Raw genomic sequence first — 12098 nt, 5'->3', positions numbered from 1 at the left:
CCCGTTCCCGGCGCAGTCCACCGACTTCGTCCCGGGTTCTGCCCAGGCTGCCAGCGGCATGGTCCAGACGAGCGCCTGGCTGCTCGTGGCGATCCCGCTCCTGAGCGCCGGCATCCTCCTCGTGCTCGGCCGCCGTGCGGACCGCTGGGGTCACTGGCTCGGCCTGCTCGCCTCGGTCGCGACGTTCGTGCTGGGCGCCTCGCTGCTCTTCAGCCTGCTCGGCTACCCCGGCGAGGACCGTGTCCGCGACCTCGAGCTCTTCGACTGGATCTCGACTGCCGACATGTCGCTCTCGGCAGGGTTGCGGATCGACCCCCTGTCGCTCACGTTCGTCCTGCTCGTGACGTTCGTCGGCTCGCTCATCCACCTCTACTCGGTGGCGTACATGGAGCACGACGAGAACCGGCGCCGGTTCTTCGCGTACCTCAACCTGTTCGTCGCGGCGATGCTCCTCCTGGTCCTCGCGGACTCCTACCTCCTGCTGTTCGTCGGCTGGGAGGGCGTCGGTCTCGCGTCGTACCTGCTGATCGGCTTCTGGAACCACGTCCCGTCCTACGCGACCGCGGCCAAGAAGGCGTTCATCATGAACCGCGTCGCCGACGTCGGCATGATCGTCGCGCTCATGCTCATGTTCGCGACCTTCGGCGGCGTCGACTTCGTGACGGTGTTCGACGGCGCGCCGAGCGCCACGGAGGGCCAGCTCACCGCGATCGGCCTCATGCTGCTCCTCGCCGCGTGCGGCAAGTCGGCGCAGTTCCCGCTGCAGGCATGGCTCGGTGACGCGATGGCCGGCCCCACGCCGGTCTCCGCGCTCATCCACGCCGCGACCATGGTCACGGCCGGCGTCTACCTGATCGTGCGCTCCGCACCCGTGTTCAACCTCGCGCCGACGGCGCTGCTCGTCGTCGCGATCATCGGTGCGATCACGCTCCTGTTCGGGGCGATCGTCGGCTGCGCGAAGGACGACATCAAGAAGACGCTCGCCGCGTCGACGATGTCGCAGATCGGCTACATGATGCTCGCCGCGGGCCTCGGCCCGATCGGCTACGCGTTCGCGATCTTCCACCTGCTGACGCACGGCTTCTTCAAGGCCGGCATGTTCCTCGGCGCCGGTTCGGTCATGCACGGCATGAACGACCAGGTCGACATGCGCCGCTTCGGCGGGCTGTCCGCGTACATGAAGATCACGTGGATCACGTTCGGCCTCGGCTGGCTCGCGATCCTCGGCGTCCCGCCGTTCTCGGGCTTCTGGTCCAAGGACAAGATCATCGAGTCGGCGTTCGTCGGCGACGGCTGGGAGCCGTGGGTCTTCGGCACGATCGCTCTCCTGGGTGCTGGCATCACGGCGTTCTACATGTCCCGCCTGTTCTTCATGACGTTCCACGGCAAGAAGCGCTGGACGAGCGAGAAGGACGGCACCGGCCCGGACCAGCACCCGCACGAGTCGCCGGCCCTCATGACGGCGCCGATGATCCTCCTCGCGGTCGGCTCGGTCGCCCTCGGTGGCGTGCTCACGATCGGCGACGCGTTCGTCGGTTGGCTCGAGCCGGTGACGGGCCACGTCGAGCACCACGAGCCGGTCCTGCCGATCCCCGTGATCATGGCCGCGACCCTCGTGCTCGTGCTCCTCGGTGCGTTCCTCGCCTGGCGCCAGTACGCGGCGTCGACCGTGCCGGTCGTGGCCCCGCGCGGCTCCCTGCTGACGCGGGCCGCCCGCAAGGACCTCTACCAGGACACGGTCAACGAGTCGCTCGTGATGCGCCCCGGCCAGTACCTGACCCGGTCGCTCGTCTACGGTGACCGCACGCTCGTCGACTCGACCTTCACGGGGCTGGGCCGCGGCTCCTCGGGTCTGGGTCGGGCGCTGCGCGCCCTGCAGAACGGATATGTCCGCTCCTACGCTGCCGAGATGCTCGCCGGGGTCCTCGTGATCGCCGTCGTCGTCCTGGCCGTGCAGGGCTGAGAGGGACGACGAGAGAAATGGACAACCTCGTGACCGAGAACGTCACCGCCTCCTTCCCCTGGCTCACAGCGCTCGTGCTCGTGGCCGTCGTGGGCGCCGTCGTCGTGTGGGCGCTGCCCCGCGGGGCGCGCAAGCACGTGCGGACGACCGCGCTCGTCTTCTCCCTGGTCAACGTCGGCCTGCTCGTCGGCGCGTTCCTCGCCTTCGACACGTCGAGGGCGGGCTCGCACCAGCTCTACGAGCAGCACTCGTGGATCCCGCAGATCGGCACGAGCTACGCGGTCGGCGTCGACGGAGTCGGGCTGCTGCTCGTCGCCCTGGGCGTCGTGCTCGTCCCGCTCGTCATCCTCGCCGCGTGGCGGGAGCAGGGCGACGACGCCGAGAAGCTGCGGCACTATCTCGCGCTGACGCTCGTGACGGCGGCGTTCATGACGCTCATCTTCGCGGCGCGCGACGTCTTCCTCTTCTACGTCGTGTTCGAGGCGATGCTCGTCCCGATCTACTTCATGATCGGTGCGTTCGGCGGCGCCCAGCGCCGCGGCGCCGCGGTGAAGTTCCTGCTGTTCTCGCTCGCCGGTGGCCTCGTGATGCTGGTCGCGGTCATCGCGCTCTTCCTCCAGGGACCGGGCGGCGCGGAGGGCTTCCTCGTCGAGAACCTCGTCGGCATCGAGATGTCGCAGACCGCGGAGCGTCTGATGTTCCTCGGCTTCTTCCTCGCGTTCGCGATCAAGGCGCCGATGTTCCCCGTCCACACGTGGCTGCCGGACGCCGCCCAGCAGGCTCCCGCCGGTACGTCGGCGCTCCTCGTCGGCGTCCTCGACAAGGTCGGCACGTTCGGGATGCTCACGCTGTGCCTCCCGCTCTTCCCGGAGGCGTCCGCGTGGGCCGCGCCGGTCGTCATCGTCCTCGCGGTCGTGTCGATCATCTACGGTGCGCTCCTCGCGCTCGGCCAGACGGACCTCATGCGCCTGATCGCGTACACGTCGGTGTCGCACTTCGGCTTCATCGTCCTCGGCATCTTTGCGACGACGCAGACGTCGGTCGCCGGCGCCTCGTTCTACATGGTCAACCACGGGCTCTCGACGGGGCTGCTGTTCCTCGTCGCAGGCATGATCGTCGCGCGGCACCCGAGCCGCTCGCAGCGGATCGCCGACTACGGCGGCCTGCAGCGCGTGGTGCCCGTGATCGCAGGCGTGTTCCTCGTGGCCGGCCTCTCGGCCCTGTCGCTGCCGGGCCTGTCGCCGTTCGTCTCCGAGATCATGGTGCTCATCGGCTCGTACAGCGCGTCGCCGGCCGCTGTGATCGTCGCGGCGACCGCGGTCATCCTCGCCGCGCTCTACATCCTGCTGACGTACCAGCGCATCTTCACCGGCCCGCCTCGCGACGGCCTGACCGAGCTCCCGGACATCGCGGGACGCGAGCGCTGGGTCGTGGCCCCGCTCATCGTGCTGATGCTCGTGCTCGGCTTCTACCCGCGTCCGGCGCTCGACCTCGTCGAGCAGCCCGCTGACGTGACCGTGTCCACCCAGCACATCTCCGAGGGGAGTGCCTCATGAGCCCCGTCTTCGTCGAACCGACGGTCGACTGGTTCCTCCTTGCCCCGTACATCCTGGTGCTCGGCGGGGGTGTGCTCGGGGTGCTCCTCGAGGCGCTGCTGCCGGCGCGCGTGCGCAGGCCCGTCCAGCTGACGCTGAGCCTCGTGGTGCTGCTCGCCGCGGCCGTGATGATGGGCGCGCAGTGGTCCCGGCTCTCGGCCGAGGAGCCGGTGCTGCTCGTGCTCGGCGGGTCGGTCGTGCTGACGTACTTCTCGCTGATCCTCCAGGTGATCGTCCTCGTGGTCGCCGCGCTCGCGCTGCTCGTCGTCGCGGACCGTACGCCGGGCGGCGGGGCCTTCGCCCCGACGGCGGCGGCCGTGCCCGGCTCGGACTACGAGGAGCTCGCACGCCGCAAGGGCCTCGAGCAGACCGAGGTGTACCCGCTCTTCCTGTTCGCGGTCGGCGGCATGATGGTCCTGCCCGCGGCAGGCGACCTCATCACGATGTTCATCGGTCTCGAGGTGCTCTCGCTGCCGCTGTACGTCCTCGTCGGCATGGCACGTCACCGTCGCCTGCTCAGCCAGGAGGCGTCGCTCAAGTACTTCCTGCTCGGCTCGTTCGCGTCGGCGATCTTCCTCATGGGTGCCGCCCTCGTGTACGGCTGGTCCGGCAAGCTCCGCCTGACCGACATCCTCGGTGCGGGCCTCACCACGATGCAGGACTCGCTTTCCGGCACCACGGGCGACGCGGATCTCACGAGCCTGCTCGTCGTCGGTGTGCTGATGATGCTCGTCGGTGCGCTGTTCAAGGTCGGCGCGGCGCCGTTCCACCAGTGGACGCCCGATGTCTACCAGGGCGCGCCCACCCCGATCACCGGTTTCATGGCGGCCTGCACCAAGGTCGCCGCGTTCGGTGTGGCCCTGCGCGTCGCGTACTGGACGATCCCGCTCATGCTGCCGGAGCCGCAGGACGCGCTCCTCGTCGGCCTGTGGACCGTCGCGATCCTCACGATGCTCGTCGGCTCCGTCGTCGCGGTCGTCCAGCACGACGTCAAGCGGGTGCTCGCGTACTCGTCGATCGCGCACGCGGGCTTCGTCCTCGTCGCGGTCGGTTCGGTCCAGGCGCTCGACCCGATGGCCGAGCTCGACATGGCTCCGCTGCCCGCGGTGCTCTTCTACCTCTTCGCGTACGGCCTCGCGACGGTCGGCGCGTTCGCCGTCGTGCACCTCGTCCGCGAGACCGCGCCGGCCTCCGGCGCGGGCGAGGGCGTCGTCGTCCTCGGCGAGGCGACGCACCTGTCGCAGTGGACGGGCCTCGGCAAGCGCAGCCCGTGGCTCGCGGGCTCGTTCCTGCTGTTCCTCCTGTCGTTCGCGGGCATCCCGCTCACGGCCGGCTTCATCGGGAAGTTCTCCGCGTTCTCGGTCGCGGTCGACGCGGGCCTGTGGTGGCTCGCGCTCATCGGCGTCCTGTGCTCGGCGATCGCGGTGTTCTTCTACGTCCGCATCATCGTGCTGATGTTCTTCGTGGACCCGGCGCCGGTCGAGACGACGGAGCTCGTCGTCGAGGGCGCGGCTGCGGCCGAGCCCGTCGCGGCCGACGCGGGCGAGGGCCGCGAGGCGGGCGTGGGCCTGCAGCTCGCGACCGCCCCGGTCCGCACGAGCGGCGGCGTCACGGTCCTCAAGGGCTCGCTGGGCAGCCGGGTGTCGATCGCGCTGTGCGCGATCGCGACGGTCGTCCTCGGCGTCTTCCCGGGCCCGGTTCTCGATCTGGTCGCCGAGGCGGCTAAGTTCATACCGTGACCCGTTCCCACGACGCTCGCGGCGCAGTCGGCTTCCCCGTTCCCGACGACGCCCTCGCTCAGCGCCTCGCCACCCGTCTCGCCTCGGTCGAGGAGCGCCTGCACGACGCTGCCCGCCACGCCGACACGCTCGCCGACGCCACGTCGCGGCACCTGATGAGCGCCGGCGGCAAGCGGCTCCGCCCGCTGCTGACGCTGCTGTGCGCCGAGCTGGGGGAGGCGGACGCGACCGAGGTGCTCGACGCCGCGGTCGTGGTCGAGCTGACGCACCTCGCATCGCTGTACCACGACGACGTCATGGACTCGGCGCCGCTGCGTCGTGGTGCGCCGGCGGCGCACGAGCTGTGGGGCAACAACGTCGCGATCCTCACGGGCGACCTGCTGTTCGCGCGGGCGTCGCTCACGGTCGCGGCCCTCGGGCCGCAGGCCGTCGAGCTGCAGGCGCGCACGTTCGAGCGGCTGTGCCTCGGCCAGCTGCGCGAGTCGGTCGGCCCCGGCGAGGGGGACGACCCGGTCGAGCACTACATCCAGGTGCTCGCGGACAAGACGGCGTCGCTCCTCGCGACGTCCGCGCGCTTCGGCGCGTGGTTCGCGGGGGCGGACGAGAAGTACGCCGACATGGTCGCCGAGTACGGCGAGCGCGTGGGCGTGGCGTTCCAGCTCGCCGACGACGTCATCGACCTGACCTCGCCGTCCGAGCTGACGGGCAAGACGCCGGGCACGGACCTCCGCGAGGGCGTGCCCACGATGCCGACCCTCCTGCTGCGCGCCCGCGTCGCGTCGGGGGAGAGCACGGACGAGGACGCCGAGCTCGTCGCGATGCTCGACGGCGACCTGAGCTCGGACGAGGTGCTCGCGGACGTCGTGGACCGGCTGCGGCAGCACGACGTCGTCGAGGAGACGCGCGCCGAGGCGACGCGCTGGGCGCGCGAGGCCGTGGAGCAGGTCGCGGGCCTCCCCGACGGACCCGTCCGGGCGGCTCTCGAGTCGTTCGCGGACGCCCTGGTCGACCGCGCTTCCTGACCCGTGACCGCCGAGAGGCGATCCACAGGGGCCCGTGTAACCTGATTCCGCGGCGTGCCCGGCTCTCGTGCGGTGCTCGCGCGGCAGCCGGCAGTCAGTCGCATCGACGGTGAACAGGGACAGGACTTCCACAGGTGAATGCACGGTACTCATCCCGGGGCCCCTCGGCGCCGAGCCTGACGACGGCGTCGTACGGTCGGCGCGTGGCCGCCTTCCTGGTCGACTACGTCCTGTCCGTGGTCCTGACGGTCCCGTTCGTCGTGCCGTGGTACCTCGGCGTCCTGGACGCCTCGCGGCGGATCGCTGCGGGTGACGTCGGCGTCGTGCCGCCCGCCCCTCCGGCGACCGTCGGGCTGGGCCTGTTCCTCGCGCTCCTGCTCGGCCTTGTGCAGTGGCGGCTCGCCGGCACCCGCGGGTACACGATCGGCAAGCGCCTCCTGGGTATCCGGGTGCTCGACGAGCTGACGGCGCAGCCGATCGGCATGGGTCGGTACCTCCTGCGCCAGGTCGTGCTCGCGGCGACGGGCGCTGTCGTCGTCGGCTATCTCTCGCCTCTCTTCGACTCCTCGGGCAGGCTCCGCGGCTGGCACGACCGCGCCGCGAGCTCGGCCGTGACCGAGGCCCCTGCGGACGAGCCGGGCCGACGTGCCGAGCGCGTCGCGCGCGGGACCGTCGACCCGGCCCCGACGAGCGCGGTCCCGTTCGCGGTGCCGGGCGCACCGAGCGCTCCCGCCCCGTCGCCGGCAGCACCGGGCCCGGTGCCGGCGGCCCCCGTGCCCCAGCCGGCGGCGGCGCAGGCCCCGGTGCCGGCGCCGCCCGCGGCTCGCAGCGGCGTCCCGCCCCTGCCCGCGTACCTCGGCGAGCCGGACGCCGCGACGGCGGCGCAGCGCGTCGTCCCCGCGCACCCGGTGCCGCCCGTCCCGCAGCCGCCGGTCGCCCCGCCTGTCCCCGCCGCGCAGGCTGCCCCCGTCCCGCAGCCCAGCCCGGTGCCGCAGCCCGGCCTGGCTCAGCAGCCCAGCCCCGTGCCGCCGCCTCCCGCAGGGTCGAACCCCGTGCCCGTGGTCCCGAGCCCGGTCGTGCCCCCGCCCCCGGGGCCCGTCGCCCACGCGCAGCACCCGGTGCCCGCCGCCCCGCCCGTCCCGGCCCAGCCCGCCCACGCTCCGACCGCGCCGGCGCAGCCGAGCGCCCCGTACGGCAACGCCCCGCTCGGCTCGGGCGCGAGCGCGTCGACCGCACCGACCGCCGTCGTGCCCCAGGCTGACGCGTCGGGCGTCATCACGGCTGTGCCGCAGTTCGGGCAGGCAGCGGCGCGTCCTGCGCCGTCGGCACCTGCACTCGTGCTCCGGCCTGACGAGCCCTCCCGGCCGGTGCAGGCCCAGCCCGCGCCTGTCGCGCCCGTCCTCGCGCACGCCGCGACGGGGCCGATCGAGGAGCTCGACGACGAGACGGAGATGACCCGCCTGCGCACGGACCCGCCGCGCAAGCGCGAGACCTCGGCGCACATCCCGCCGTCGGCCCTCCTGCGGATCTCGGACGGGACCGAGCTGACGATCACCGACACGGTGCTCATCGGTCGCAACCCTGCGCCCGCGTCCGACGAGAGCATCGGCGAGCTCGTCCGCGTCCAGGACCCGGGCCGGTCGGTCTCCAAGACCCACCTGCTCGTCGGGGTCGACGCGGACGGCGTGTGGGTCGTCGACCGCGGGTCGACGAACGGCACCGTCGTGACGCTCGTCGACGGGCAGCAGATCATCTGCGCGGAGCACCAGGTCGTCCGGCTGCCCGAGGGGGCGACCGTGACGTTCGGTGACTACTCCGCGTCCTTCGTCCACCGCAACGACTGAGCCGGGGGATCCGTGCGCACACTCTGGGGCTCCGCGACCGACCAAGGGCTCGTCCGGTCGATCAACGAGGACTCGCTGCTGGCCTACCCGCCGGTGTTCCTCGTCGCTGACGGCATGGGCGGTCACGACGCGGGCAACGTCGCGAGCCGTGTCGTGGTCGACGAGTTCACGGCGCTCATCGGTCACGAGTACGCGACGACCGAGCAGGTCCACGAGGCGATCATGCGTGCGGCGGGTCGCATGCGTGAGGCGCTCGGCGACCGCACGGGCGGGACGACCGTCGCGGGGGCGGCCCTGACGGTGATCGACGACGGCGAGTACTGGCTCGTCTTCAACGTCGGCGACTCGCGCGTGTACCGCCTCGGCGAGGGAGGCCTCGAGCAGATCTCGGTCGACCACTCGGTCGTGCAGGAGCTGCTCGACTCGGGTGAGATCGACAGCCAGACGGCGCGCAACCACCCGGAGCGGCACGTCATCACGCGCGCCGTCGGCACCGGGTCCATGCCGGAGCCGGACTACTGGCTCCTGCCCGTCTCGACGGCGGACCGTTTCCTGCTGTGCTCGGACGGCCTGACGACGGAGCTGACGGACGCGACGATCGAGCACGGCCTGCGCTCGTTCGACGACCCGCAGGTCGCTGCGGACTGGCTCGTCGGCGCTGCGGTCGAGAGCGGCGGCCGGGACAACGTGACGGTCGTCGTCGTCGACGTCGTCGCGCTCGCGGGCGGCCTGCCCGCCGAGGACGCGACGATCACGCGCGGCCGGGTCGAGGACGCCGACCGGAGGCCGCTGCACGGGCCCGACGGCGCGGCGTGGGACGAGGAGCTGCACGGCAGCACGGTCCCGCGCGGGGACGAGGGCGGGTCGCGATGATCGTCCCTCGCTACCTCCCGGGGCCCGGGGTCGCCGTCGTGGCCGAGGGCTGCGTCGCGCTCCTGCCCGAGGGCACGCTGCCTTCCGTCCTCGATGCCGTGTGGGACGTCCTGCGTGCGGGCGAGGGCATGGACGCGCTCCTGCCGCTGCTCACGGGCAGCCGTTCGCAGGGGGCGTTCGGGCTCGTCGAGATGTCCGGGCCGATCGTGCGCGCGTACCTGCGCGGCGCCGTCGAGCTCGAGGCCGTGGGCGGGCGCGCGCTCGACTCGTCGACCGTCGTCGGCGAGGACTCGCACCTGCGCGCGGCCGGTGCGTCGGACGTGCCGTGGGTCGGCGTCGAGTGGGCGGACGTCGACGAGTTCACGGTCCGTGCAGCCGCTGACGCGCCCGAGGGCGCGACCGCTCGGCGCGGGACCGGCTACGCGGCGCTCGCGGGTGTCGTGCCGGCTGCGTGCGTGACCGTGCACCTGCGGGTGTCGCTCCCGGCGAGCTCGATCGGCGGGGCGGCGGCTGCCGCGGACGCGGAGCTCGAGGAGGAGCTGTACGGTGACACGATCCTCACGGTCTCGGCGCAGGTGCGGCAGGACGTCGCCGCCGCGCGCGTGCGCGACGAGGCTGCGGCGTCGTCGTTCGAGGACGTCGAGCTCACGCGCGTGCGCGCGGGTTCGGCGGCGCCCCCGGCGGAGGACGACGTCGAGGTCACGCGCCTGCGCGTCGACCGCGCGTCCGAGCCGACCGGCGCGAGCGCGTCCGCGGCCAGCCCTGCGGGGACCGTGCCGCCGGTCCCGGCCCCGCCGACCCCGCAGCCGCAGTACCTGCACCCGCCGACGGAGGCCACGGCGCCGGCCGAGCAGACCGTCCCGCCGGAGCACACGTCGCCGCCCGAGCACACCCAGCCGAGGCTCGCGGCGCCGGCCGCGCCGCAGCAGCCGACGTCGGCCGTGCCGACGGCACCCTCGGCCCAGCCCGCTCCGGCGACACGCCCTGCCGGCTCCCGGGTCCGCGCCGTCGAGGACCACGACGGCGAGACGATCCTCAGCTCGGACCTCGTCGAGATCCGCCGCTCGCTGTCGAGCTGGGCGCACCCGCAGGTGCCGGGCCCGTTCGCGGTCCCGACCGAGTTCGCGCCCGCGAAGCTCGTCATGTCGAGCGGCCTCGTCGTGACGCTCGACCGCGCCGTGCTGATCGGGCGCGCGCCGGTGGTCAGCCGCGTCGCGAACCGGGACCTGCCGCGTCTCGTGACGGTGTCGAGCCCGCACCACGACATCTCCCGCACGCACGCGCAGGTCGTCCAGGAGGGGCAGCGGGTCTTCGTCACGGACCTCGACTCGACGAACGGTGTCGTGCTGCACGCGCGGGGCCAGGCGCCGCAGCGCGTGCGCCCCGGCGTTCCGATCGAGATCGGCCCTGACGCGACGGTCGACATCGGCGACGGAGTGACGTTCCGGGTGGTGCGTTCCTGATGCGGGCGCGTCGGGAGGCGTCGACGCCGCCCACGATCCCGGGCTTCGAGTACGTCCGCCTGCTCGGGCTCGGTGGCTTCGCCGACGTCTTCGAGTACCGCCAGGACCTGCCGCAGCGCTCGGTCGCGGTCAAGGTGCTGCTCGCGAGCTCGATCGACGAGGCGACGCGCGAGCGGTTCTTCGTCGAGGCGAACCTCATGGCGCAGCTCTCGCACCACCCGTCGATCGTGACGATCCACCACGCCGACATCGCGGCCGACGGGCGTCCCTTCCTCGTCATGGAGTACTGCTCCCGCCCCGGCCTGGGCTCGCGCTACCGCTCGGAGCGGATCACGGTCACGGAGGCGCTGCGCACGGGCGTGCGTCTCGCGTCTGCGATCGAGGCGGCGCACCGCCTGGGCATCCTGCACCGCGACATCAAGCCGGCGAACATCCTGACGACGGACTACGGCTACCCGGCGCTCACGGACTTCGGCATCGCGGCGACGATGGGCGGCGACAGCGCCGCCGGCACGGGCATGTCGATCCCGTGGTCGCCGCCGGAGCTCCTCGCGGAGGACCCGCAGGGCGACGTGCGCGGCGACGTCTACTCGCTGGGCGCGACGATCTACTCGATGCTCGCGGGCCGGTCGCCGTTCGAGGTTCCGGGCCAGCCCAACGGTCCTGCGGACCTGATCAACCGCATCGAGCGCAGCCCGCTGCCGAACATCGACCGAGACGACGTGCCCGCGGGCCTCCAGGCGCTGCTCGCGCGGACCATGAGCAAGGACCCCGCGCGCCGCTACCCGACGGCGTTCGCCGTCGCGCAGGCGCTCCAGCAGGTCGAGCGGTCGATGGGTCTGACCGTCACGCAGATCGACGTCCCGGAGGACCTCGAGCGCAAGGTCGTGCGCGCGCCCGTCCAGGGGCTCGCCGAGGGCGAGGTCACTCGGCTGCGCCCGATCACGAGCATCGACCCGGTGCAGCCCCCGACGGTGTCGAGCACGGCGAGCGCGCCGACGGCGGCGTCGTCGATCGAGGTCGACACGGCTCCGCCCGTGCTGGCATCTCCCGTGCCGACGTACCTCGCGCCGCCGCCGCTGCCCGAGGGGGCGCGGCAGCCGGCGACGGGACGGCACGCGCTCGGCGCGAGCGTCGTCGACGCGCAGGGCGAGACGGCGGCAGGCTCGGCGGAGGCGCGCAGCCGCACGTGGCGGCGCATCGGCGTCGGCGCGTCCGCGGTCGTCGTCGTGGGTGTTCTCGTGACAGCGGCGCTGCTCTCCACGGGGGAGCCGCGCACGGGCCCGACGACGTCGTCCCCCACGCCGTCGGCGACGACCGTCGACTCCTCCGTGGTGCCCGTGCCGACCAACGTCGTCGCGGCGTCGAGCGGCGGGCGCACGGTGCTGTTCTCGTGGGTGAACCCTGACCCGCAGGAGGGCGACCGGTACCTGTGGGGCATCGACGGGGGCGACGAGCGGCAGGTGACGGTGTCGGGCTCGGCGACGGTGGAGATCCCCGAGGGCGAAGACTCCGTGTGCATCGAGGTCTCGGTCGTGAGGACCGACGGGCGTGTGTCGACACGTCCCGCGAGGGCGTGCTACCCATGAGCGAAGAATC

Annotated in this window: 8 protein-coding genes; all 8 read left to right on the top strand. The window is 72.7% G+C overall.

What is annotated here, in order from left to right:
* Positions 1 to 58: 58 nt before the first annotated feature.
* On the top strand, positions 59 to 1963 hold the full coding sequence (gene nuoL / locus ATL41_RS05965; protein ID WP_219810406.1) for an NADH-quinone oxidoreductase subunit L: 1905 nt from the start codon (positions 59 to 61) through the stop codon (positions 1961 to 1963).
* 17 nt (positions 1964 to 1980) lie between these two features.
* On the top strand, positions 1981 to 3519 hold the full coding sequence (locus ATL41_RS05960) for an NADH-quinone oxidoreductase subunit M (RefSeq protein ID WP_098457657.1): 1539 nt from the start codon (positions 1981 to 1983) through the stop codon (positions 3517 to 3519).
* Positions 3516 to 5297: an NADH-quinone oxidoreductase subunit NuoN gene (gene nuoN / locus ATL41_RS05955; protein ID WP_098457656.1), complete on the top strand. Its 1782-nt coding sequence runs from the start codon at positions 3516 to 3518 to the stop codon at positions 5295 to 5297. Before ATL41_RS05960 ends, nuoN begins: the two co-directional genes overlap by 4 nt.
* Positions 5294 to 6319 carry a polyprenyl synthetase family protein gene (locus ATL41_RS05950; protein WP_098457655.1) on the top strand — a complete coding sequence of 342 codons (1026 nt, stop codon included), beginning with the start codon at positions 5294 to 5296 and terminating at the stop codon, positions 6317 to 6319. The genes nuoN and ATL41_RS05950 overlap by 4 nt, the downstream gene beginning before the upstream one ends.
* A 134-nt stretch (positions 6320 to 6453) precedes the next feature.
* Positions 6454 to 8163, top strand: coding sequence for an RDD family protein (locus ATL41_RS05945; protein WP_098457654.1), 1710 nt, complete (start codon positions 6454 to 6456; stop codon positions 8161 to 8163).
* A 12-nt stretch (positions 8164 to 8175) separates the two neighbouring features.
* Positions 8176 to 9036 carry a PP2C family protein-serine/threonine phosphatase gene (locus tag ATL41_RS05940; protein ID WP_098457653.1) on the top strand — a complete coding sequence of 287 codons (861 nt, stop codon included), beginning with the start codon at positions 8176 to 8178 and terminating at the stop codon, positions 9034 to 9036.
* Positions 9033 to 10499, top strand: a complete 1467-nt coding sequence (locus tag ATL41_RS05935) for an FHA domain-containing protein (RefSeq protein ID WP_098457652.1) — start codon at positions 9033 to 9035, stop codon at positions 10497 to 10499. Before ATL41_RS05940 ends, ATL41_RS05935 begins: the two co-directional genes overlap by 4 nt.
* On the top strand, positions 10499 to 12088 hold the full coding sequence (locus ATL41_RS05930) for a serine/threonine protein kinase (RefSeq protein WP_098457651.1): 1590 nt from the start codon (positions 10499 to 10501) through the stop codon (positions 12086 to 12088). The genes ATL41_RS05935 and ATL41_RS05930 overlap by 1 nt, the downstream gene beginning before the upstream one ends.
* The last annotated feature ends 10 nt before the right edge of the window (positions 12089 to 12098 follow it).

The organism is Flavimobilis soli (genome assembly GCF_002564025.1).
In the GTDB taxonomy this organism is placed as follows: Bacteria; Actinomycetota; Actinomycetes; order Actinomycetales; family Cellulomonadaceae; genus Flavimobilis; species Flavimobilis soli.
The sequence above is the reverse complement of the archived record's forward strand: the minus strand, read 5'-3'. Positions and strand labels throughout refer to the sequence as shown.

What these genes read in the sequence shown, in the direction of transcription:
- ATL41_RS05930 (WP_098457651.1), top strand. Translation starts at nt 10,499, where the DNA reads ATGCGGGCGCGTCGGGAGGCGTCGACGCCGCCCACGATCCCGGGCTTC.
- nuoL (WP_219810406.1), top strand. Translation starts at nt 59, where the DNA reads ATGGTCCAGACGAGCGCCTGGCTGCTCGTGGCGATCCCGCTCCTGAGC.
- ATL41_RS05960 (WP_098457657.1), top strand. Translation starts at nt 1,981, where the DNA reads ATGGACAACCTCGTGACCGAGAACGTCACCGCCTCCTTCCCCTGGCTC.
- ATL41_RS05935 (WP_098457652.1), top strand. Translation starts at nt 9,033, where the DNA reads ATGATCGTCCCTCGCTACCTCCCGGGGCCCGGGGTCGCCGTCGTGGCC.
- nuoN (WP_098457656.1), top strand. Translation starts at nt 3,516, where the DNA reads ATGAGCCCCGTCTTCGTCGAACCGACGGTCGACTGGTTCCTCCTTGCC.